The sequence below is a fragment of the Sinorhizobium sp. 6-70 genome (genome assembly GCF_030124375.1).
GTDB lineage: Bacteria > Pseudomonadota > Alphaproteobacteria > Rhizobiales > Rhizobiaceae > Sinorhizobium.
Map to the genome: position 1 here is coordinate 711,674 of NZ_JASKLS010000001.1, position 22,458 is coordinate 734,131.

A 22,458-nucleotide genomic window follows, 5' to 3' on the forward strand; every position below is an offset into this window, starting at 1 on the left:
TGAATTGCTGCATGTTTTTATCCTTAAATCGGCGACGATTTAAGAAAACATGCAGTGGCCTCAACGGAATGGAAAGGACCGCAACAAGCAGTCAATCGTCTCGGCGGATGGGACCGCGGGCGCGTTGCCAGCCTTGTCTGCTCCGCCGGCCGTTAGCAGGCTATCGAAATCGACGGGACCGGGGAGAGGCGCGCCGCGAAAGCTGAAGTAATCCGCAAATTTGAAGCCGTCGCCCTTTATCTTGCCGTGGGGCTCCATCCAGATCGAGGGCACGCCATAGGCGTCGGCGACGATGAGGCCGTGGAGGCTGCTGGAGATCACCAGGTCGCTGGCGGAGATCGCCTCGCAAATCTTTTGCGGGTCTCCGAGGAGGTTGAGGACTCTCCAGTGGCTGGGCAGGGACGGTCCGTAGCGCTCCAGAAAGGTCTGGTATGTAACGAAGTGCGGGATGACCACGACTTCCGACGTCGCCGCATTCTTCTTGGGCCAGATCAGCGGCAGCAGGATCGCCGGATCTCCGAGCGCAATGTCGCGGTCGGGTGCAATTCTTGCCTTCGACAGTTCGCCGCGCACCGCGTCAAAGACGAGGCGCTGCGGCCACAGCGCCGGCGTTCCGGTGTCCATGAAACCGGAGCCCCAAACGCGCAGTGTTCGCCAGGGGCGCTTGCGCCAGAACGCGTATTTCTTGCGGTTGTACCGATAATAGGCGTCGATGATGCTGCCGACACCGATGAGTTCGGCCCGTGCCGGTTCGACATAGACCGGCTCGACGGAAAAAAGGTTCTGGAGAATATCGGCCATCAGGTTGTCGCCGAAGTTCTCGATGGTCTTGCCGAAGCTCTCGCCGACGGTGGCGGAGAAGACTTTCACTTTGCGCACGCGAACTCCCATGAGGCCAGATAAAGCGCGCCAAGGCGCGCGCAAACCTCCATTTCAGGATTGCTGATCGAGTCGTGATACCGGAATCTTGATCCCATAGGAAGGCTGAGGCCGAAGAGTGGCACCGACCCGCATGATGCTACCGGAACCTCTGACGTGATCGGGCGCTTCGCTTCCGCATTGCGGGATGCAGATCCATGCCGCTCTGACCGGGAGGGCGCGACATGCCGTTGCGGGATGGCTATGTGATCGTGATCGGGACGAAGCTCGATCATTTTCGGGACGACCCCGATGATTTGGGGCGCTATTATCACGGCAAGCTTTTGGAAATCGTCTGGGCACTGTTGTAGTAGGGAACTGCGATACTTGCGCGAGCCATGCTTTCCCTGTTGCACGCCCTTGTTGAGTTGCTTATATAAGCGGCGCTTGATCATCCGCTGCTCAGCCACACGCCGCCGGCGTTGATAAGCGTGTACGCCACCCGCCTCAACGCAAGGCTGCACCCATGCCGAAAATTGACGTTTGCATCGTCGCCGCCCGGCGCCCCGATCTGCTCGCCGCGACGCTCGAGAGCCTGTCTAAGCGGATGCTCGACCACTTCGAGATCGAAAACATCCATATGAACCTCGATCCGATCTTCGGGGACGACGACGCGCACGCCGCCTGCCTTGAACTGGTCCGGAAACAGTTTCCCGCGGCGATCGTCTTCGAGCCGGAAACCGCGAGCTTCGGCGGCGCCGTCCGGCGGCTCTGGTCGGCTACCAGGGCAGATTTCGTGCTGCACCTCGAAGACGATTGGGTCGCCCTGGCCGATATCGGCGCAAACGTCTTCGCTGCCTTCCGAGATCCCGCGATCGCGCAAGTGTCGTTCCACACCGCCGAGCAGAAATGGGACATCGCCAAGAAGGGCCATTTTCACAAGCGCAACGAATATATGCGGCTGTTCGGCATCAAGATCCCGAAGTTCACCGCCTTCCCGATCTTCACCACCTCGCCGTCGCTTCTCAGAGGTGAGTTCGCGCGGGATTGCGCGCGCCTCATGGACCCGGCGAAGGATCCCGAGAAACAATTCTACTACGGCGTGAACCCGACGCTGGAAAAATACGTCCGCAACAAGAAGAGCTATATTTTCTCTCCCGAGAAGCGCCCCGTCATCAAGGACATCGGCCGCGACTGGCAGAAGGAAAAGAACATCAAGAAGGTCATCCGCGACGCCCATTCGGTCTGGGAGACAATTGGATAGCCTTCCTCTCGCGGAAATGCGCGAGTTTTACGCGCCGCCGACTCAGCGCTTGGGATCGTTCCCGCTTGTGTTTATCAACCCGATGCCGCGTCTCCTCCGTGACACCGCCATTGCAACTCTATCCAGCCACGGCGCGTCGGCGCCGTGATCGAATCGGTCCAACCTGCAACTCCGCCCACCAGTTTGTTCCCTTGGAACGTTCGACAGCACCCGCCGTGACGTCTACTGACTCCCCGCCTTGCGTAACGCCGTCTTTGTACGTCCTGCCGTCCGGGGTTATCGTTACCCGGCGATGCGACTGCATCCTCTGTGGCGGACTGCGCAGCAAGACCTAATCTCCGGCGACGACGCGAGTGCTCACGATGGAAGACGTCAGCGAAAGATCCTACGAACGCTTGGCGCCGTCAGACTTGGAAAGGATCGCAGCCGTCGCGTTTCGCACGCTCAGCGCCATCTTCGATCGTGCGCCGGTCGCTGGGCTTTATCGCGACCGCCTGCTCCTCATCGCGCTGGCCCAGGGCAGTGCGCTGCATTATCTCAACGGCACGAACGGGCTGAAGGACATCGACGTCTGGGCCTTCTTCGCGGCGGGTCTTACCAAGCCGTTTCCGCACCGGAAGCGCTGGTGCGTGGATTTCGGCCCGTCCCGCTTCGGTCGGCACCCGGCCGATCTCGGCTACTCCGGCCGCCGTCTCGACCTCATGGGCCGGTCGATCGCCGCTACCGTCGGCGAGCCGCCCCAACAGTCCGTACAGCGATGGCTCGCTTCGAAAAACCGGTCCGCGATTGAACTTCGCAAGAAGCCGATGTTTTTGCTGTTTCCGGATGCGTTCTTCGGCGAGCGGCTCAATTGAGCAATTCCAGGAAAACTGCGAGTTATGTGGATGCCACATGGTCGCCGGTATGGCCATTGCGAACGTCAGCCGTCAATGCTTTCATGCGGTCATGAGCACCGCGTCCGCAAAAGCCGCGATTTTTTTAGCGAAATCATCGCTCAGGGCATCGTTTGGTCGATTCGAGATGACGGGGGATTCCCCACGTCAACGAGTCCGTTCGGCGTGACGGCAATACCGTTCTGGCCTTTGGAAAGCAGGGCTCAAAAAGTCATCGACAACGTTGGCGCGTATCGCGGCTTCCGAACGTGCCGACTTGAATTGTCAGAATTCATGGAGCGCTGGCTCCTCCCGGAAAAATGCCTAGCGATCTTCCGCCCAAGGTTTCAAGGAGTTGGAACCATTCCTTCAGCAAAGCATTGAAGTGACCTACCGGCCGATCGCGCGCTCCTGCAGTTCCTCGCCGATGAAGCAATTATAGGGTTGACCATACTGGACGGGGCTCAGCCTCGGCTCTTCCTGCCAGCTCACCTTCAGTCCGGAAATCTCGATCACGAGCTTGGCGAGGATCGCCGCCGCAAACTCGTCGATGTGCTTCACCTTCAGGAGAAAGGATCCAGGGCCGCCAATGACGCACTCGCGATAGTAGGCGTCGAGATCCGGGATCGACGTCGTGTCCGGGTCGCTCCGCAGCATGATCGGAAGGCCGTCGATCGTGATCCCCTGTCCGATGGTGTTGTTTCGCGCGAGAGGCGCCGGCGCGCCGGCATTGTTGGGTCCGTCGCCCGATATGTCGATAACGCGTCGCCTCGCCTGAAAGGGGCTTGTCTGGAAAAGCGCGCGGCCGACGGAGAGCGTGTTCGAGATCGAGGTGAAGCCGATGCGCCGCATCGGTTGGCGCTCTAGGGTCTCGGCGAATTCGTGCGCGGTCTCGGCGTCGTAAAGCAGCGTCCACGGCATCACCTGAACCGCCTTGCCGCCCCATTCGACATAGGTGACGGCAATCTTTCCAAGCGGCCCGCCACGCAACGCCGTGATGACCTCCGGACTGCGGAAGGCCTCCACATAGCCGGCCCGCTGGACGCTCAACTCCTCCGGCTCCATCGAATAGGAGACGTCGACCGCAACGACGAGCTCGAGATCGACGGTAACGGGTTCAGCGAGCCCGGGGCCGCCGAGAAGGCAGAGAGCAGCAGCAAGCGGCAATCGGCGTTTCGTCATGGCGGTTACCTACTGCTTGTTTCCTTAATCCTAGCCGATTGACGGATAAAAACATGCAGAAATTCAAGGTGCTACCGCGTCCTTGCGCCTATGATGAGACGCGCGGCGCTGTAGCCCCGATGGGATCCATTTGGATTACAGCACGAGCTTCAAATTTCAGGAAGCAGCAGTTGTCAACGGAACGGCTACGGACCTGCAGAAAAGACGATTTCCATGACGCTACTCACCGCCATTTCATATTCCGCCGTCCTCGCGCTTGACCTGGCTTGACCCGAGGATCCAGCGCCTCGGGAACCGAAAATGGGGTCGATTCTGGATCCCCCAGGCCAAGCCCGAGGAAGGCGGAACAAGAGGAAAGTCCAGCACCAAACAGCGGGCCGGAGGACCCGCCCGAGCCTGCATTCGCGCTCTCCGCCGGCGGAGCGTTCCGCCGCGCTGTGGGCAATCATCTGCCGCGTCCGGCGCGGGAAAAAACGCCCGTCAGTCGTCGTCGGCCGGGCACGGCCATTTGGCGGGAACTGCAAGGCCGGCCGGCAGCTTCGTCGCGGCGTCGCCGCAGGCAAGGTCGACCTGCTCCTGTTCGAGCCCGGTCGCGGCCGAAAGGTCGAGGCCTTCTATCCTGGTCAGGAACAGGAAGGCGCGGTCGAAATCGATCGGCCCTTCGAAGATCGCGCCGCTGAGATCGGCGCGAGAGAGATTGGCCATTGAAAAGCGGGTGCCCGTCAGCACGGCCTCATGGAAGTTGGCGCGCCCGAGCTCGGCTTTCTCGAAATCGGCGCCCGCCAGGCGCGCGCGGCTGAAGTCGGTGCGCTGCAATTCGGAGCTTACGAAGGTTGCACCCTCGGCGGAAATGCCGGAGAAATTGCCGCGGTAGGCCTCGACCCGGGTGAAATTCGCCTTGTCCGCGATAGCGCCGGCGAGCGAGGCGCGCATCAGCGTCGCCTTTTCGAGATTGGCGGAGCGAAGCGTGGCGCCCCTGAGGTCGGTCAGCGTGAAATCGGTGTTGGCCAGGTTGCTCCCCTCCAGATCGCTGCCGCCGAGCATCAGCAGCCGCTTGTTGCAGTCCTGCCAGTCCGTTTCCGGTCCGGCCGAACTCTTGCAGTCCGCTGCCCCGGCGAAGGTCGAAGCCGCCACAGCGAGAAGGAAAGCTGCCGCGCCAAGCAAAAGCGACGATGCGCGCCCCGCCGCTGTCGGATGGTCCGGTGCTCCTCCCATCGGCGAAATCAAACCGGCCGAACCTTCCAGCGTCTTACCAGCGATGTCCATCCCGTTGCTCCAACGCCCGCAGCGAAAAGAATTTTATAGCAATTCAAGGCGTTACGCCGGTCATTGCCCAACAGAAAAGACACGCAATGATCGCCTTCGTCAAGACCGCGCATGCGCCCGGACGCATGTCCCGGGCGGTGGCGGCGCGCCGAGCGCCGGCGCGATTTTACGCTCAAGCCGGGCCGGGCTTAAGCGAATAAGCGATCGACGGTTAACGAAATCGGGAATGCCGGCGCCGCTACAGCGCCGTGCGGTCGGAACGGCGAAGCCAGCCCTCAGGCCTGGACGCCCTGGATAGCCGAGACCTGCCATTCCCCGCCGGGCTTGCGCAGGAAGGTCCAGAGCTCGACCGCCTCGGTGAGCTTGTCGACGTCGCCGCTGACGACGCGGCCGGTCGAGCGGTCGCGCATCACGTCGATGCTCTCGTAGCGCATCGCGACGGTCGCATAGTCCATGCCGTTCTCGCGCCAGGCTTCGGCGACATCGCCCTGCACGAGATGAACGTCGCGAACCTCGTTCTTGACGCCGCTCGTCGCGTTCTCACTGAGTTCCTCGGCAAGATAGGACATTGCCTCCGGCGTGGTCAGTCGACGCAGCGCCGCATAGTCCTCGGCACCATAAGCCGCCTGCACCTCCTTCAGCATCGCCTCGAAGCGGTCGAGGTCGCGCTGGGTGACGCCGATTTCATCCGTTTCGCCGGAGGCGGCTGCGGACGATTGCGCGGAGCCGGAAGCCGCGGTCGCAGTCTGCCCGTTCGAGCTCGCGCCCCTGCCCGCTCCCTCGCCTATGGGCGGAATGCGGAAAGACGGCGCGCCCGAAGAGGCAGCGGCCGACGAGCGGGCCGAGGCGCCTGCGCCCGAATAGGCCGGGCGCTGGTTGCCACGGAAGAACCGCATTGCCAGCGAAACGAGAACGACGATCAGGCCCACCTGCAGGAGAAGGCCGAGGAAGCCGATGCCACCGCCAAGGCCGTGGCCGAGCAGCATGCCGATCAGGCCGCCCATCATCAGGCCGCCGAGCATCGAGCCGCCGAAGCTATTGAAGAAGCCCGGCCTCCGGTTCGTCATCGGGTTTTGCGCCGCGGGGTTGTTCGCGGGATTGGTCGCCGAATTCGGACGCGGCGTCATCGTCCGCTCGATCGGCGCGGCATTGGTCGGCGCCGTGCGCGTGACCGGCGCTGTGGAAAAGGTACGGCTGCCGCGCGAGCCGAAGCCGCCGCCGGCCCGCCGTGCCTCGGCCACGTCGACCACCGTCATCATGACCGTGAGGCCAACCGCGACCATCGCCAGAACTCGTCCAAAACGCTGCATGCCATTCATTCCCGTTGTTTCCTCCCCGCTGTTTCTTTGGCCGGTGTCCCGGCCACGAAAGGCCATATAGCGATTGCGGGCGCCAAGTTTAAGGGCCGCGCGCAGATTTCCATGCCCTACCGACTGCAGCACGGTGAAGCACAACGGTCGCTACAGCACGTCGACTGCTGCATGGTTTCGCCCTGGACCGCCCTGATTCATGTCACTACACCGGCAGCCATCGCCGCCTAGCGTGCCGCCCTTGCGGGCCGGGTCGTCTCTTGGCCCAAACAAGCGCGCTTTCGCATTTGTGGCGTCCAGAATTGCGCCTAGCGGGACTTCGCGCTCGACTTGCGACCGGTAAGACGCCGGACGACCGCGCTGAACCTCGAGGCAAGTCTTGCGTGCGAGAAAAGGGCATGGCCGTCCAGGGTATTGGCCGACTGCAACCGGGCGGCCTTCAGCACCTTCTCGGCCTGCTCGATCGTTAAGTCGGTGTTGCAATAGGTCGCCTGGAACAAATTCATGACCGCCGGCACGATCATGTTCTGCAGGTGCCTGCCGTCTTCGACGAACCGGTTCGGAAACGTTTCGTTCACGATCTCGTAGGCGGGGAAATAGTAGAGGCGGCCCGCCCATTCGTCGCCGCGCTCTCGGACCGTCTCGTCGACGGCGGCCCGGATGATCGCCTTGGACGCCGAGTTGGCCGTCAGGCAGGCGACCGGTCGGAATGTGGCGACCAACGGAATCGGCGACACGGTGACGACGATCTTCGCCTGGGGCACGTGCTTGCCGATCAGGTCGATGATCTCCTGGATGCAGGCCTTCGTCTCGCCGAAGGTGCAAACGCGGAACTTGTGCCGGCTCGGATCGTAGTGCTTCATCGGAACAGCGCGCCAGAAAACGCCGCCGGTCACCTCGTCGTACCAGATCTCCGACAGGCCGAACGTCAAAATGAAAACGTCCGTCTTCAGGAACACGTCCCGGGTGCGCTCTCGGATTTCTTCCGTCAGGTCGAATTCCTCGGCCTTGTAGCCATGCCAGAGGTTTGTCGGCGGCGCTATGCCTTCGAGCGCCCAGCGGAATTGCTGGACAATCGAGTGGACATTGACCAGGCCCTCGCCCATCGACGAGATGTAGATGTCGCGATCTCGGTTCTTGGAGACGTCGAACCCCAGCTTCGCAAGATGCTTGCTGATGTTCTCGGCAAAGCACGATCCGAAGGCGGTAACGTTCGTCGTAGGAGAGATGAACGGCTTCTCCGGCGCCCAGCCCTTCAACAGGAAGCGCCACGCAAAATCATCCTTCACGTGATCGGAGCCATACGGATTGAAGTTGCTCGCACTGCCCCGGAAAAAGGATGACCCCATCTTCTTGGGAGCCTCACCCGCTGGGACGACGGAGACCGTCTCCTGGAAACCGGAATGGTCTATCGCCTTGATCGACATGATTGCCCTCTTGCCACGTGGCCGCGCGTGGAACTTATTAAAGTGGCCTTTGTGAGGCAACAGCCCTTGCGCAAGAATAGTAACGATCCGTATTGCATCTTGGCCGATCGAGGAAGATGGAGATTGGTGGATCCAGGTGGCGTAGGCACTCGACCCTAGCCACGGATAACCCAGGCCCCGAGCACAAGCAGGATAAGCGGCGGGCCTAGCAGCATCCCGCCGAAAAGCAAAGCCGCATTCTCGACCCGCCTGCCGGTTCGAAGTCGGCTGCTGATCTCGTCTGGCACGGCGACGCTGGCGCTTCCGGATGCGGCGGCCTTTTCCCTTATGGCCGTTGCCTCTTTCTCGGCTTTCCAGCCATCCGCGACCACTACCCAGGCCCTGACGAAGATGGAGCCTCCGTCTGTCACGTCACGGCGCCGTCCTTCAACTTCCACGTAGGCGACCAGTGTCAGCACCCAAAGCGCGGAAACGATCAACCACAGGCGAAAGAGGCCACGTAGGATAGTCATCTTGTGCCCTACCAATGAGCCCAAGAATACCAACAGTAGCGACAGATGGCGACTACTCGCATTCGGGAGTGAAGACGCAGGCGCGCATGCTCGGCTCGTCGCTGAAAACATGTCGGAGCGGGACAGAAAAGATCAAGCCGACAGAACATTCACCTCTGCCGCCGCGAGGCGACGATAAAGCCGGCGGCGGCGCACGATTGGCCACCAGTCATAGAGAAAGATTTCGAGAGCCCGCCAATTGGCCACCCAACCGAAAATGACCAGGCTTTCGCTGAACACGCGCGAAAAAGTGGCGGCCTCCGAGGCGTTGTCGACCAGTTTGCTCGCGATGAGACTGACGGCCAGGATCGGAATGCCGATGAACAAGGATCGCCGCCCCTCTCTGAGAAGGTCGCGCAGTTCCCGGCGCGCCTGATTGGCGCGGCTGTTGAAATTGTATCGAACTGCTTGCTGCACGGCATGCGTTTGGTCCGAATTCACGTCCCCAGGCGGCAATTGGACGACAATCTCGATGGGCAGGTTCCCCGGCGCTTCCTGGGCCCATTCGACGATGAACCGCTCGGCATCGTCGTCCAGATCGCGTTCCCGAAATGGCGTTGGATCGAGCGAATTGAAAAGGCGTGCTACCTGATCGACTCGAATTAGGATCGTGTAGCGGTGATCTGGCGTCGGCATGATGCTTTTGTATGCTCCTCCGCTCAACCAGAGCGTCATCCTCCTGCGGGTGCAGTGGCAGCGATGATAGCCGATAGCGCTGCCGCGTTGCAGACGCCAAAACGCAGCCTGATCCGGCAAACGCGAGAAGGCGAGATCGGAAATACACAAGTTGGGAGAACGTCCAGACGCAGCCCCTTCAAACAAGCCAGACAACAGCTCGAATGCCCTCATGGTCCTTGGGACTGGGTCTCGGCATCAGCACACACCTTTCAGCAAGAAAGAGTCGTGTGCTGCGCGCCTGAGCTGGTGCTCGACGGGGTCGGCGTCCTACTTCTCGTCAGTTGTTTTGGGTGTCGTCGTTCACGCTTTGCTTGCCTTTGGCGCGTGCCTGCGCGAACATCCCATGCCGGGCGTTTTTTGGAACTGGCATGAGTTAACCTTGGGAGATGCTCATGGATCTAAGCAAGATGATGCTTAGGTCTTCACTCGTCTCATTCGTGCTTGCTCTGGCGCTGGCGGTATCACCGGTAGCGGTTCCGCCTGACGCAAGCGCTCAAACCAACATCAACATCAACATCGGGATCGGCAGCAGCCTCGATCGAGGTCGAGGAATAACCTGCAGACAGGGGGAACGACTGCTCCGCAATCGCGGCTTCCATGATGTTCGTCGGATCGACTGCCGTGGCAGGTTCTTCATCTATCGCGCTTGGCGCGGCAACACACGCTTCGAGATCGCAGTTCGCCAACGCGACGGCCGCATCGTCGACATGGAGCGCATCGGACGCCGGAGATAGAAAGGATTGGCTTCTTTGAGGTTTTTGGTGGGTGATCACGGGCTCGAACCGTGGACCCGCTGATTAAGAGTCAGCTGCTCTACCAACTGAGCTAATCACCCGTCCAGAACCGCGTCGCTGCGGTCTGGTGGGGCGTATAATGGCGTTCGCCCGGCTTGTCCAGCACCCTTTGCAAAATTTTTGGGAAATTTTTCAACGGCTCACAGCGTAGCGGCGAAGCCGGTGCTGCGGGTGGCGTGCACGACGCCGGCTGGCCTTTTCCCGTCGTCGGGGCGGCGCGGCGCGTGCGCGAAATCGCTCACACTCATCCCCGTCCTGCTCTAGACCGCGTTCAGCGGGCCGGCGTTCTGGAGGAGCAAAAAATGGCGTCCATGACGGTTGAATTGCGCAATATCGAAGGCACGGAGGCGGCGATCGGCTGGGGCAGCAGCCACATGGTCGTGGTCGATCGGCCGGAGGGCAAGGCGGGCGGCCGCGGGCAAGGCCGCCCCGCGCTCCTCCTTGCTGTGACGAACACAGGAATAAGGGCCGGACGCAAAGCCTTACTGCACCGCAACCGAAGCGTAGTGGCCGCTGTCATATACCCGTGCCGCACCCGAAAGGACATGCGGCGCTCTCGCCCGCCGCTCGCCTACCCCACTTCGGCGAGCAGCGCCCGATGGTCGGAAACTTCCTGCTTGTCGACCACGTCGAAGCGGAGCACCTTCACCTCTGGCGTCACCAGCAGGTAGTCGGCGAAGCGGTTGTCCTTTTCATAGTAAGAGGTCCGGGTATCCGTGAAGCCGCGTGACGTCACGAGATCGGTAAGCCCGAGCTTTCCCAGCACGTCGAAGGTCTCGCTTCCCGGCAGGACGTTGAAGTCGCCGCAGACGACCAGCCGCTCGTTCTCGTGCCGGACCCGCTCCACCAGGCGCACCAGTGCCTCCGCCTGTGCCCGGCGTGCCGGCGTGTCCTCTTTGCCGGCAATGTCGCGCAGGCCATGCATATGGGCAACGGTAATGGTGAAGCCGTCCTCGTAGTTCATCAGCCGCAGGCAATGGGCGTTTCGCGCGCGTGGATGCGCGCCCCAGCCGTCGGCCGAAAAGCCGCCATGGACGAAGTCGAGCGCCTGGCCGATGACCGGCAAGGACTTGCGCACGAAGGTCGCGAGCCCGAACTCGGAGAGAACCACATCCTCGCCGTCGGAGAGCTCGCCCCTCGCAGTCGGGCAAAAGAACCCGTCATGCCCCGGAAGCACGGCGGCGATCGCGTCGAAGAGATTGGCGCGCTGCGGCAGTTCGAGCCCGCGATCCCGGTAGACCAGCCAGTCCGCCTTGGAGCCGGCCGTACGCGTCACCTCCTGCAGGCAGAGCACATCCGGGTCGATCTCCGCGAGATAGCGGATCAGCGGCGCATACACCCGGCCGCCCCACGCATTCAGCGAAACTATGCGCAATGCCATGCCCTTTTGCTCCTTCAGCGCACCGATGAGCCCGCGCCTTGCTGTGAGAGGAAAATCAGACCGCCAGCTCGCCGCCAGCGACCTTGACCGCATGCCCGCCGATGCGGGCGGTCGCGATCTTGCGGCCGGCTACGTCGAGATGGAGATGGATGAAGGACGGCCGCCCCATCTCCACCCCCTGCTCTATTAGGATCGGATGGTGCCCGTCGACCAACTCGTCGAAGAGGTTGATGGCGCCGGCAAGGGCAGCGACCGCCGAGCCGGTCGCCGGATCCTCCCGCATCTCGGCATTGAACATGCGGGCGTGGAAGCGCGCCATGTGGTTGACGCCGCCACGGCAGTAGAGATAGGCGCCGGCCAGCCTGCCCTCGGCCAGCGGTGCAAGCTGCTCCCAGCGTTGCGCGTCGAATTCTACCGCCGCCACCGCGCCGACGTCGTGCAGCGGCACCATGACGAAGGGCACGCCTGCGGTCCAGAACGAGATCACGTGGTTCTCGAAGCCGATCTGCGTTGCCTTCAGGCTCAGTGCGTCGGCGATCGCCTGCTTGTCGAAGCGCGCGTCGAGCCGGCCCGGCTTGCGCGGCAGGTCGAACTCGGCAAAGGTCGCCTCCCCCGGCTTCAGCCGCACCGCCGAGCGCACCGGACCCACCCGTTCCTCGAGCACCTGCATCAGGTCGAGCGGCTTGCCGTAGTCGCCATGGCTGGCTTCCGCCAACGCCACGGCGGCGCCGACGGTCGGATGGCCGGCAAAGGGCAGTTCATGCACGGGCGTGAAAATCTTCAGCCGCGCCGAATGGGCCGCACTTCCCGGCCGCTGCACGAACACCGTTTCCGAAAGATTGAATTCCTGGGCAATCGCCTGCATGGCGCCGTCGCTCAGGTCGTCGCCATCGAACACTACGGCGAGAGGATTGCCCTCCAGACGCTTCTCGGTGAAGACATCGTAGATCGCGTAGCGCCGTGTCATTCATCCCCCTCGCCGGTACCGCATGTTTTCCTAAATCGGAACGATTCAAGCAGAAAATCATGCAGAAATTCAAAATGCTACAGTTATGGAGAACCGACCGGCCCTGCGAAGGAAATCACGCGCATTTCAGTATCGTGTCGCACACACGAAGTCATCCGCAGGCATCGCGGCGCTCCACCACAGACCTTGCAATGCCATCGCGCGCGCGGCAAGGCAAAATTGCGCGCGAACAGGCGCCTCACTGCGGTCCGCGCGCCGCTGTATCAATCTTGATGGCGAACTCCTCGATATAGCTTAGCAAAGCTGCCGGGTCTTGCGCTTCAATCGCGACCGCCACGTGGCCGTCCGGGCGCAGCAGATAGGCGGCGTCGCGCGTCAGGCCCACCTCTCCCGCGGCCGGCGTCCAGGCGAAGGCGTGGATCGGAATCCCGGTCGCAGCCAGCGCCGCGCGGAAGGTCGGGCTTGCCGCGCCATAGACGTGGATTTGCCAGTCGAGCGAGCAAAGCGGCGCGAAGTTGTCGCCCGCCGACCCGTCGACATGAACCAGCCCCTCGACGTAGGGCAGCCGATCGCCGCCGCGCACGCGTCCGGCCGCGCCGCGGCTGAGGATGCTATTCCCATAGGCGATGCCGATCTGCGACACCGTCCTGAAGGCAAGCCGCGCGCCCGCCCTGTTCGCGACGAGGAGCGCGATCATCTTCGGCAGGAGGTAGCGCCGCCAGAGGCCGACGAGCGCCGAGCGGCTGGTGATCACCCGGAACACCTGGTCCGTGGTCTTGATCAGCCGCCGGGCAAACACGATCCGCTCCGGTTCGTAGCTGTTGAGCACCCGCGGGTCCCCGCGCCCGCCGAGGACGGCGGCGAGCTTCCAGCCGAGGTTCACCGCATCGCCGATGCCGGTGTTCATGCCCTGCCCGCCGGCCGGGCTGTGGATATGGCCGGCGTCACCGGCAAGGAATACCCGGCCCACGCGAAAATGCTCGGCAACCCGGTGGTGCAGCCGATAGGTCGAGAACCAGTTGACCGCCTTGACGGTGACACCGGTGATCCGCTCGACTTCGGCGCGGATCGTCTCGAAGCCTATCGCCTCGCTCGCCGCATGGTCGCCCGGCACGACGCCGATCAGCCGCACCGAGCCCGACTGGCGCACCGGCAGAACGATCGCGAAGCCGTGCGTATCGAGGCAGACGTTGAGACCGTTCGGAGCATTCCTCGCCTCGACGTCGGCGACATAAAAGCACTGCTCGTAGGTGCCGCCCGGAAAGCCGAGCTTCAGGCCGTGGCGCACCGTGCTGCTTGCGCCGTCCGCGCCACAGAGAAAAGCGGCCCGGATGACCTCGGTCTCGCCGTCCTTCATGACGGTCGCGCTCACGCCCGCGGCATCCTGCTCGAAGCCGACGAGTTCGGCCCGTCGCTCGACGGCAGCGCCTGCCTTTTCAAGATGGTCGATCAGGATGCGCTCGTGGATGTCCTGCGGCAGCGCGAAGGCGAAGGGATAGGGGCTGAGCCCGGCGCCGAAATCTCCGAGCTTCAACGTTGCGGCGGTCCCCGAGGGCGTGCGCACCGCCAGCCGCTCCACTCGGATGCCGGCCGCCAACACGTCGTCGGCGATGCCGAACTGGCGGTAGAATTCGAGCGTGCGCGCCTGCACCGCGATCGCCCGCGAGGTCTCGCCCGGCGCGGCCGCCTTGTCGATGATCTTCAAATCGACGCCGAGCCGCTTCAGCCACAGCGCCAGGACGAGCCCCGTGGGCCCGGCGCCGACGATCAGAACCTCAGTCTCGGAAGTCTTCATCGAACCTACCTTCCAAGGACTTGGGCTGGTTGGCAACTGTGACAAGTATAGAGATGAGGATGGGATGAGATGCCTTGCTGTACCGTAGCCGGCGGGGCAGCAGTAGGCCACTGTCGTGTACCGTGATCAGACGGCAAGGCACGGTGGCACTCCACGCACCCGCAAGCAACGAGTCTCGCCGCGGCTGAGCGACACTCGGGACTTTAGCGATTGCTCAACAATGGGATCACACATAAACTGCAGGCGCGAGATGAGGTAGTAACGGGGGCGATAATGGCCATCTTCATGGACCGGCATGACCTCAAGGGGTACACGGCGGCCGATGTCGCAGAGGCGCATCGCAAGGATCTCGAAATCCAGGACCAGTACGGCGTAAAATTCCTCACCTACTGGTTCGACCAGCAGCGAGGCACCACTTTCTGCCTCGTCGACGCCCCGGACAAGGAAACCGCCCAGTGCGTGCATCGCGAGGCGCATGGCCATGTTGCCGGCGAGATCGTCGAGGTCGCGCTTTCGGCGGTCGAGGCTTTCCTCGGTCGCATCCAGGATCCGGAGCCGCCCGCGGACCATCCGCAGGACAATAGCGACTGCGGGCATCGCGCCATCATGTTCACCGATATTGTCGGCTCCACGGAAATGACGGCGCGCCTCGGCGACCGCATGGCCACTGAACTGGTGAGGGCACACGATTCGATCGTGCGCAGGTGCCTGAACGACCTTGGCGGGCGCGAGGTGAAGCACACCGGCGACGGGATCATGGCGTCCTTCGCGTCGACGAAGCACGCCGTTGAGTGCGCCACCGCGATCCACCGGGATTTCCAGCGCTACAACAGCGGAAACGCCGAACCGATCCACATCCGCATCGGCATCGATAGCGGAGAGCCGGTCGAGGACAGCAACGACCTCTTCGGCACCACCGTACAACTCGCGGCCCGCCTGTGTTCGGCTGCCGCCGCGGACCAGACCCTTGTTTCGGAGAATGTCTACCGCGAGCTTGGCAGCCCTGACGCCTTCAGCGCGATGAAACGTCGGCGGCTCAAAGGCTTTTCCCGGCCCGTTGCCGCATTCGAATGCGCCCCGGCAGGGTCTGGAAAACGATAATTTTGAGCCGAATTGGCTCAAAATTACGTCGCGCGCATTAGTCTGGCGGGCTGCCGCGCGGCGGCCCCTCGATCGCCTTTCCAAGCCGATCCAACTCGAGTGAGTAACAGAACAGTCCGAATAAGACAGCCCCGACCCCAAGCGCCTTGATGAGTGCTTGTCCAAATGGAGGAAACACGGCCAACTCAGGCAAATGCCTGAAGAAAATCGCGGAAAAAAATGCCCCGCCGAACAAGAAACTCAAGCGACCGACAAAAAACAAGAGATGCGCAACAAAGATGTTGTGGAACGGGGCTTTGACATCGACCCAATGCAGCCTTGCCCAATAGCACGCCTGGAGAACAATAGCACCGGCAATTACGGAAATCTGAGTGGATGGAGCTATGTCCTGTTCCTGACCGAGATTGGTTACCAGGTTGTAGAAGATTGGAAATACCAGCCACAACAAGAGAAATGCGGCTACGGATTGAGCGATAAGAAGAAATAGATAGACGAAGGCATTTTGTGACCTGGACATCGGCAAGCGGCCACCCCCAACCTCTTCCTTATAGCCTGTGCGACGATCGCGCCAAAACGCTCGATTGGCAAAGCGATAGCTGCGGCGATGGCCACAGCGGAGGCTGCAATCCTGATGTTGTGCCGCGCAGGCCCTTTGTGGCATTGGAGCGCCGTGCGTTCAAGCGAACGCACAAAGGACGCTCTCGCACGTTGATTCGGGAGCATCTTATCCGCTTCAAGTGATTCCACTTGAAAGCGGGCTCTAGAAGCGCAGCACAAGCCCGAGAATCGGACCCTGCTGTACGACATCGAAGACGAATCCGTCGTTACTATAATCGACGCCCAGGGCCCGATAGCCTGCCACTGCCGAAAATCGATCGCTGAAACGGTAACCTATCGTCGCTGCAACGTCCCAGTCGATGTCGGCTCCGCCAGCACCAACAAGCCCCCACCCGGTCAAATAGATCTCAGGCGTGATCGAATAGGTCGCGCGCAGGCCGCCCACGGCATCCACCCATGTCGCGCCATCGCTGCGCGAAACTCCACCGCGGATACCCCCGTTGAGGGAGACTTCGGTGTCGACTGACCATACCCTGGCACCGCCGACGACCTCCAGACGGCCGGAACTGTCATCGATGAGCGCGTAGCCCGCGCCGAGCAGACCCGCGAATGTCTCTGTTGAGACCTCGACATTCGAAGCCAGAATGCCGAGCGGCGTGCCTTTCTCCCCGGAAATCTTTGCATAGATGAAATCGGCAAAGATGCTGTAACGGTCGTAGCGCGCTTCCGCGATCGCCATGGCGCCAAAGTCAAGATGGTCGAAGATATCGCTGAAACTCGCATCCACCTCGGTCGGCGGCAGCCCGAACACCCCGGCATCCCCCGATATTCCCGCCATCCAGAAATAAGGAGCGATGGTAAAGGTCCATCCCTGCTCGGTCTCAACCTGCTTCGCCGCTGGCGCAACCGGCGAGTAAATGTCGGCAGCAATGGCGCTCCCGGCGTGCAGAACACCTGCGACACAGGTCAGAGCAAAAGCAAAGCCAAGTTTCATCGTTCCCCTCCAATGGATCTTGCTTAAGCAGTCGGCCCCACTACCACTTCCCAGGTTTGATCATGGTCGAACGCACAGATTCTGCCAATTGTTTTCTCGCACCATCGTCCAGATCGGCGCGCGGATAGCGCTTTGCCGTATCACCTCCCGTCGGAGGCGACGGGCTGCGCCAGACAGAGGATCGTTGCCGTGCACTCCTGCCTATTTGCAATAGCTACTGTGCCGGCCTGTACCAGATCGGCGACGTGTAGGCCCGCTCCGTGACGGTCATCGACGTGCCCGGTAACGGCCTCACGCCGAATCGCTTTGCATCATAGGCGGTCCAGCGCGGCGTCGGAATCTCGATCACCCGGCCGTAGTAGAAGGCAGACTGGGTGGCGTCGAACTCCGGGTCCGTCCAGACTGCGATGAGTTCTGGGGCGCCGATCGTGTTGGTCCAGGTCGCGTTCGCCTCGTCCACGGTATTGCCGACCGGTGGAAGCTTGCCGTCGCCGCCCGGCTTGCGATCGCCGGACCAGGCGACGTCATAAATTTTCTCGTGCAGGTTGCCATCCTTGTCGAGCCAACCCTTGACGATCTGGTAGCGGTCGAGGTTCGCCCCGATCGGATCCTTCAACGCGGCAACAAGGAACGTCGGTGCCTTGCCTCCCGGCGCCGCGCGGAGGTCCCCACCCATCGGCACGCCCTTGCTATAACCGACCTGCGCCGGCAGGCGATTCTCGGCATCCTGCTGCACGAAATCCCAGCCGCCGAAGAAGCGCACGATCATGCGGGGCCCGTGGTGGCATAGGTCTCCTTGCGCTCCATCGCGTCCCACAAGGATTCACGGGTATTTTCGCTCGCCCAGACCGCCGCATAGCCGGAGGCGGAAACCTCCCAGTCCATGACTTTCACGCCGGTCTTGGGATTGTCGACAAACGCCTCCATCATCCGGCGCGGGCTCGGCTCCTGCGGCACGGTCTTGCCGAAGAAATTGTCCTCCTCAACCGTCTCGCGAGGAGTTGCGCGGCCTCGTCCTAGATCTCAAGGAAGAGCTGCTGGCCCGCGAGGCGCGGGAACTCGGCCTCGACGCGGACGATACCGTCGTGCGCCGCCGGCTCGCGCAGAAAATGACCTTTCTGATCGAGGGCACCGCGCGGATTGCCGAGCCGACGGAAGGCGAACTGCGGGCGTTCTACGATGCTCATCGGGAGAAGTTCGTCCGGCCGGGCCGGGTTTCCTTCGAGCATATCTTCTTCGACCGTCGCAAGCGAAGTGATGCCGCGGCCGACGCCCAGCGGCTGCTGGTAAGGCTTGCCGCGTCCGACGCGCTTGCGCCTGCGGCCGAGGAGGGCGACCGAGGGATGGGTTCAGGCACGGATCACGTTCAAACGGATCTCGTCAATGTAGCTTCGCGAATGCTGTCGCTTCCGTCACAGCGTCCCTGGGAACTGAACCAGTCAAGGATAAAGACAAACAGAAGATTTGAAATGTTGCGGCACTCATCGGGTCGATGAAGCGGCGCACCCGCAACAATACCGGATACGCGTGAAAATCTGATGTATTTCGTTTTTTTGCTATCGCTTATAGTGTACCAAACCACGGAAAAAGCCGAGTGCCTTTGACCTCTGAGCCGCTTTCATTGAAGCATGTCAAGGGGTTCGTGATCAGCGCCTGCTGCATGTCTTTGTCCTTAAATCGACCTCGATTTAAGGACAAAGACATGCAGCAATTCAAAAGTGCTACAGCGACCTTTGCGCGTCCGATAAGACGCGCGGCGCTGTAGGCCGCTTGTCTTCATCAACTCCCCGCTCGCGTCATGAACTTGGGCAACTGGGCCGCCAGCGCATCGACCGCAAATCGCACCTTCAGCGGCAGATGCGGCGTCTGCAGCCAGAGCGCATAGTTGTCGTAGTGCAGCCCGGGCTGGTCGGACAGCAACGGCACGAGCGCGCCCGCCTCAATGCGCTTGCGGACGAGCCAGCCGGGAAGCCAGGCAAGCCCCATGCCGGTGACGGCGGCATCGGCGATCGCATCGAGATCGTCGAGGCGCAGGCGGTTGAGCGGCGTCACCTCCGCCGGAGCCCCATCGTCGCGCGGGAACAGCCAGGGGTGAACACGGCCTGACCGGCTGTAGATGATGCCCTGGTGGCTGCCGAGATCCTCGATCAGCCGTGGCCGGCCGTGCCGGTCGAGATAGGATGGCGAGCCGCAGACGACCATGTGATGGCGCGCGATGCGGCGCATGATCGTCCCGGTGCGGTCGCCGAGATTGCCGCTGCCCGCCCCAAGGCTGCGGATTGCGAGGTCGTAGCCATCGCCCGCGAGGTCGGCGAAGCCATCGCTGAACGACAGGTCGAGTTCGAGCGCCGGATGTCGCTCGGCAAGCTTGAGGAGGATGGGGACGACACAGCACCGGCCGAACAGCGCCGGCATCGTGACCCGGAGCCGTCCGCGCGGCTCGGAAAGGTGGTCGGCCGCGAGCGCATCCGCGGCCTCGGCTTCGGCAAGCACCACGCGGCAGCGCTCGTAATAGGCGCGCCCGAAGTCCGTCAGGCTCTGGCGCCGCGTCGTGCGGTTGAGGAGGCGTACGCCGAGCCGCTCCTCGAGGAAGCGGACGTGCTTGCCGACCATCGGTCCAGACAGTTCGAGCGCGCTCGCGGCAGCCGCAAACGAGCCGAGGTCGACGGCTTTGACGAAGACGGCCATGCTCGCGAGGCGATCCATATTCAAAACTCCGGGTTTCTACTGTCCTGCACATCAAGCTATTTATCCGCCAAGAGCGCGTTGGCATAGCTCATTCAGTTCAATTGTTTTGGAGTTGTGCCGATGGTCCGTGTCGTCCGCTTTCATGAGCTTGGTGGTCCCGAAGTCCTGCGCATCGAGGACGTCGATGTTCCCGCGCCTGGCCCGGGCGAGGTCCAAATCCGGGTCAAGGCGCTTGGCCTCAATCGGGCCGAGGCGCTGATCCGCGCCGGCGCCTATATCGAGACGCCCACCCTGCCCTCCGGTCTCGGCCTCGAGGCGGCAGGCATCGTCGAAGCCCTCGGCGAAGGCGTGGAGGGTTTCGCACCGGGCGACGCCGTCAGCGTCGTCCCGCCGCCGTCGATGGTCCGCTGGCCCGCCTATGGCGAGCTTGGCAATTTTCCGGCGAGGCTCGTCGTCAAGCACCCGCCATCGCTCGGCTTCGAAGCGGCGGCCGCCGTCTGGATGCCCTATCTCACTGCCTATGGCGCGCTGATCGACATCGCCGGACTGCGCCGGGGAGACTTCGTCGTCATCACCGCCGCATCGAGCAGCGTCGGGCTCGCCGCGATCTCGATTGCCAACAGGGTTGGCGCCACCCCGATCGCCGTCACGCGGACCTCCGGCAAGAAGCAGGCCCTCATCGAATTCGGCGCCGCTCATGTCATCGCTTCCGTCGAGGAGGATCTGGGAGCCCGACTGGCAGAGATCGCCGGCCCGGCCGGCGTGCGCGTGGTGTTCGACGCTGTCGGCGGCCCGGCCTTCGAGCCGCTGACGGCCGCGATGTCACGCGGCGGCATCCTGATCGAATATGGCGGCCTGAGCCCCGAGCCCACGCCCTTCCCGCTCTTTGCCGCATTGAGCAAGAGCCTGACGCTGCGCGGCTATATCGTCCACGAGATCATCGGCGATCCGGCACGGCTGGACCTCGCCAAGGCCTTCATCCTGGACGGGCTGATGGACGGTTCGCTCCGGCCGGTGATCGCCAGGACCTTTCCGCTCGAAGAGATCGTCGATGCGCATCGCTTTCTCGAGTCGAACGAACAGTTCGGCAAGATCGTCGTGACGGTCTGATCGCGCGGCGGCGCGCCTCAATCGTCGGGAAAACACTCGTATTGCGGCAGGTCGTCGGTGATCTCAAACCATTCCGCCTTCGATCCGACGAAGATATGCGCCGAGGGCCGGATCGCCGGTGCGTCGACGAGCGTGCCGAGCGTCACATGCGCATAGGCGCCCTCGCGCACGACGGAATAAAGCAACGAGCCGCAGGCGGCACAGTGGACGTCGTGTGCCTCGCCCTCATCGCCAAAGATCAGGCGCGCGTCTTCGCCCCGAACGAGGCTGAGGTCGCCGCGCTTGACGCCGGCGAACGGCTTGAAGGCCGAACCGGTGGCCCGCCGGCAATTCGAGCAATGGCAGTTCATCGCATATTCGAACCGGTCCGCCACCCGGTATTCAATTGCCCCGCACAGGCATCTGCCGGTCAGCATCCGGGCGGTGCCGAAACTCGCGTCAGCCATGGCCTCCTCCTGTCTTCGGCCGGCAGGCTACATGACGCGGGCCCGGGTCGGCAACCGGGTCAGCCCGCTTGTTTCCAACCTCGCCATGCGGGCGTCAGTCGCGGGCGACGATCGCCGCTTCAAGCCCTCGGCGTCGGAACGGCTTGATCGGCGTCCACATCCTCGCCCAACAATTCCGAAACCCACTTGCTGGACGGATGCTGGCTGCAGAAGGTCAACAGCGCGATCGTTATGGGCACCCCGATGAAGGCGCCGAAGACGCCCCAGAGATAGCCCCATAACAGAACGGAAAACAGGACAATGACGGGTGAAACGGACAGCGCGCTGCCTGCGACTCGTGGCTCGACATAACTGCTCACAACGAACTGAATGAGATTCAGTCCCACGAAGACCAGCAAGACGCTTTCCGCGGTGCCGAACTGGATAAGGGCAAACAGCGTCGGGAACAGGGTGGCGAAGAGCGGTCCGAGAAACGGGATGTAGTTGAGAGCGAACGCAATGAAGCCCCACTCCTCGGCGAGATACAGCCCGACGGCGCGGGCGAAAAGCCAGACCAGAAGCCCGGTGACAACGCTCATCGCCGTCCTGATCATCATGTAGCGGCGGATCTTCAAGGCGGTTAGTCGGCTGCCATGAAGAAGCAATGCACTGGCGGTCCGGTTTCGCAGCGCCCCGATCCTGCGCTCGAACGCCTCGACCTCCATCAGCCCGAGCAGGACATAGACGAGAGCGATCAGCCAGAAACTGAAAGTGCTGTTAAGGCGGCCGCTTACCGTCTGTACCGTACGCAGAATCCAGCCAACGCCGAAGTTATCCGACCAAAGTACGGCAACGACGACGCCACGTTCCTCGAGCCAGAGGCGAACGTCGTCATAGAACTGCTGAAAACGCGCGGCATCCGCGATGATCCACCGGCCGACCTGCCCGAATGCCCAGGCTATGAGCCAGCCGAATGCGAGGAAGGCTAGCACGACCAGCAGGAAGCTGATGACGAACGCCAGATAGTGAGGGAGCACGACCTGCAGCCGGCGCTGCACCGGCCAAACCAGCGCAATGATGAACAGCGCGAAAGCAACTGGGGCAAAAACCGAGCTCGCCACCGAAAGCATCGCGACGAAGAGCACAGCCGCGATCAGAATTTGGGTGGTGTAAATTGCCTTGGATCCTGCGGCCCGCACGCTCTCCACCTTCCAGATAATTCCACTCGTCTGTCGCG

Annotated in this window: 23 protein-coding genes, 1 tRNA gene and 2 pseudogenes; 8 read left to right on the forward strand and 18 right to left on the reverse strand. The window is 62.4% G+C overall.

Annotated features, from left to right (window positions below; genetic code table 11):
• Positions 1-60: 60 nt before the first annotated feature.
• Entirely contained in the window at positions 61-879 is an 819-nt protein-coding gene (locus QN222_RS03515; RefSeq protein WP_283965115.1) for a polysaccharide pyruvyl transferase family protein, read from the reverse strand.
• Between the two features lie 224 nt (positions 880-1,103).
• Between QN222_RS03515 and QN222_RS03520 the strand changes: the two genes are divergently transcribed.
• The 4 genes from QN222_RS03520 (at position 1,104) to QN222_RS30365 (ending at position 3,378) form a co-directional block, all read left to right on the forward strand.
• Positions 1,104-1,229 carry a hypothetical protein gene (locus QN222_RS03520; RefSeq protein WP_283965114.1) on the forward strand — a complete coding sequence of 42 codons (126 nt, stop codon included), beginning with the start codon at positions 1,104-1,106 and terminating at the stop codon, positions 1,227-1,229.
• Positions 1,230-1,384: 155 nt separating this feature from the next.
• Positions 1,385-2,122: a glycosyltransferase gene (locus tag QN222_RS03525; RefSeq protein WP_283965113.1), complete on the forward strand. Its 738-nt coding sequence runs from the start codon at positions 1,385-1,387 to the stop codon at positions 2,120-2,122.
• 362 nt (positions 2,123-2,484) lie between these two features.
• Positions 2,485-2,976 carry a hypothetical protein gene (locus tag QN222_RS03530; RefSeq protein WP_283965112.1) on the forward strand — a complete coding sequence of 164 codons (492 nt, stop codon included), beginning with the start codon at positions 2,485-2,487 and terminating at the stop codon, positions 2,974-2,976.
• Between the two features lie 75 nt (positions 2,977-3,051).
• Entirely contained in the window at positions 3,052-3,378 is a 327-nt protein-coding gene (locus tag QN222_RS30365; RefSeq protein ID WP_369291916.1) for a DUF2750 domain-containing protein, read from the forward strand.
• A 6-nt stretch (positions 3,379-3,384) separates the two neighbouring features.
• On the opposite strand, the gene QN222_RS03535 is transcribed toward QN222_RS30365, so the two are convergent.
• The 8 genes from QN222_RS03535 to QN222_RS03570 form a co-directional block, all read right to left on the reverse strand.
• Positions 3,385-4,176 (reverse strand): DUF1194 domain-containing protein, encoded by a 792-nt coding sequence (locus QN222_RS03535; protein WP_283965111.1) that lies wholly within the window; start codon positions 4,174-4,176, stop codon positions 3,385-3,387.
• A 480-nt stretch (positions 4,177-4,656) separates the two neighbouring features.
• A complete protein-coding gene (locus QN222_RS03540; RefSeq protein ID WP_283965127.1) occupies positions 4,657-5,391 on the reverse strand; it encodes a pentapeptide repeat-containing protein in 735 nt (244 codons plus the stop codon).
• 326 nt (positions 5,392-5,717) lie between these two features.
• The gene (locus QN222_RS03545; protein WP_283965953.1) at positions 5,718-6,752 is read right to left on the reverse strand and encodes a Tim44 domain-containing protein; all 1,035 of its coding nucleotides are present in this window, start codon (positions 6,750-6,752) and stop codon (positions 5,718-5,720) included.
• A gap of 308 nt (positions 6,753-7,060) precedes the next feature.
• Positions 7,061-8,179, reverse strand: a complete 1,119-nt coding sequence (locus QN222_RS03550) for a GSCFA domain-containing protein (RefSeq protein WP_283965950.1) — start codon at positions 8,177-8,179, stop codon at positions 7,061-7,063.
• Between the two features lie 155 nt (positions 8,180-8,334).
• Positions 8,335-8,691, reverse strand: a complete 357-nt coding sequence (locus QN222_RS03555) for a hypothetical protein (RefSeq protein WP_283965951.1) — start codon at positions 8,689-8,691, stop codon at positions 8,335-8,337.
• A 132-nt stretch (positions 8,692-8,823) separates the two neighbouring features.
• Complete coding sequence (locus tag QN222_RS03560; protein ID WP_283965952.1) at positions 8,824-9,579, reverse strand: hypothetical protein; 756 nt, start codon at positions 9,577-9,579, stop codon at positions 8,824-8,826.
• Between the two features lie 290 nt (positions 9,580-9,869).
• Positions 9,870-10,181 (reverse strand): hypothetical protein, encoded by a 312-nt coding sequence (locus tag QN222_RS03565; RefSeq protein ID WP_284005227.1) that lies wholly within the window; start codon positions 10,179-10,181, stop codon positions 9,870-9,872.
• Positions 10,168-10,243, reverse strand: a tRNA-Lys gene (locus QN222_RS03570). Before QN222_RS03570 ends, QN222_RS03565 begins: the two co-directional genes overlap by 14 nt.
• Before the next feature lie 261 nt (positions 10,244-10,504).
• On the opposite strand from QN222_RS03570, the pseudogene QN222_RS03575 reads away from it, so the two are divergent.
• Positions 10,505-10,627: pseudogene (locus QN222_RS03575) on the forward strand (OsmC family peroxiredoxin); the annotation flags it as partial.
• A 146-nt stretch (positions 10,628-10,773) separates the two neighbouring features.
• Here the strand turns inward: QN222_RS03575 and QN222_RS03580 are convergent.
• From QN222_RS03580 to QN222_RS03590, 3 genes are all read right to left on the reverse strand, one after another.
• On the reverse strand, positions 10,774-11,583 hold the full coding sequence (locus tag QN222_RS03580; RefSeq protein ID WP_283965955.1) for an endonuclease/exonuclease/phosphatase family protein: 810 nt from the start codon (positions 11,581-11,583) through the stop codon (positions 10,774-10,776).
• A 55-nt stretch (positions 11,584-11,638) separates the two neighbouring features.
• The gene (locus QN222_RS03585; protein ID WP_283965956.1) at positions 11,639-12,550 is read right to left on the reverse strand and encodes a PhzF family phenazine biosynthesis protein; all 912 of its coding nucleotides are present in this window, start codon (positions 12,548-12,550) and stop codon (positions 11,639-11,641) included.
• A gap of 238 nt (positions 12,551-12,788) precedes the next feature.
• Complete coding sequence (locus tag QN222_RS03590) at positions 12,789-14,345, reverse strand: FAD-dependent monooxygenase (protein ID WP_284005228.1); 1,557 nt, start codon at positions 14,343-14,345, stop codon at positions 12,789-12,791.
• A gap of 273 nt (positions 14,346-14,618) precedes the next feature.
• On the opposite strand from QN222_RS03590, the gene QN222_RS03595 reads away from it, so the two are divergent.
• Positions 14,619-15,446: a nickel-binding protein gene (locus QN222_RS03595; protein WP_283963285.1), complete on the forward strand. Its 828-nt coding sequence runs from the start codon at positions 14,619-14,621 to the stop codon at positions 15,444-15,446.
• Between the two features lie 37 nt (positions 15,447-15,483).
• On the opposite strand, the gene QN222_RS03600 is transcribed toward QN222_RS03595, so the two are convergent.
• The 3 genes and pseudogenes from QN222_RS03600 to QN222_RS03610 all read right to left on the reverse strand — a co-directional run.
• Complete coding sequence (locus QN222_RS03600; RefSeq protein ID WP_283963286.1) at positions 15,484-16,107, reverse strand: hypothetical protein; 624 nt, start codon at positions 16,105-16,107, stop codon at positions 15,484-15,486.
• A gap of 99 nt (positions 16,108-16,206) precedes the next feature.
• Positions 16,207-16,998, reverse strand: coding sequence for a hypothetical protein (locus QN222_RS03605; protein ID WP_283963287.1), 792 nt, complete (start codon positions 16,996-16,998; stop codon positions 16,207-16,209).
• Between the two features lie 214 nt (positions 16,999-17,212).
• Positions 17,213-17,985 (reverse strand): annotated as a pseudogene (locus QN222_RS03610) (DUF3604 domain-containing protein); the annotation flags it as partial.
• Positions 17,986-17,999: 14 nt separating this feature from the next.
• On the opposite strand from QN222_RS03610, the gene QN222_RS03615 reads away from it, so the two are divergent.
• Positions 18,000-18,494, forward strand: a complete 495-nt coding sequence (locus QN222_RS03615) for a peptidylprolyl isomerase (protein ID WP_283963288.1) — start codon at positions 18,000-18,002, stop codon at positions 18,492-18,494.
• Between the two features lie 283 nt (positions 18,495-18,777).
• On the opposite strand, the gene QN222_RS03620 is transcribed toward QN222_RS03615, so the two are convergent.
• Positions 18,778-19,704 carry a LysR family transcriptional regulator gene (locus tag QN222_RS03620; protein ID WP_283963289.1) on the reverse strand — a complete coding sequence of 309 codons (927 nt, stop codon included), beginning with the start codon at positions 19,702-19,704 and terminating at the stop codon, positions 18,778-18,780.
• Positions 19,705-19,806: 102 nt separating this feature from the next.
• On the opposite strand from QN222_RS03620, the gene QN222_RS03625 reads away from it, so the two are divergent.
• Entirely contained in the window at positions 19,807-20,796 is a 990-nt protein-coding gene (locus tag QN222_RS03625) for a zinc-dependent alcohol dehydrogenase family protein (RefSeq protein ID WP_283963290.1), read from the forward strand.
• Positions 20,797-20,813: 17 nt separating this feature from the next.
• Here the strand turns inward: QN222_RS03625 and QN222_RS03630 are convergent, their stop codons facing one another.
• Both QN222_RS03630 and QN222_RS03635 read right to left on the reverse strand, forming a co-directional pair.
• Positions 20,814-21,242 carry a GFA family protein gene (locus QN222_RS03630; RefSeq protein WP_283963291.1) on the reverse strand — a complete coding sequence of 143 codons (429 nt, stop codon included), beginning with the start codon at positions 21,240-21,242 and terminating at the stop codon, positions 20,814-20,816.
• A gap of 119 nt (positions 21,243-21,361) precedes the next feature.
• Positions 21,362-22,420, reverse strand: a complete 1,059-nt coding sequence (locus tag QN222_RS03635; RefSeq protein ID WP_283963292.1) for an AI-2E family transporter — start codon at positions 22,418-22,420, stop codon at positions 21,362-21,364.
• Positions 22,421-22,458: the final 38 nt, after the last annotated feature.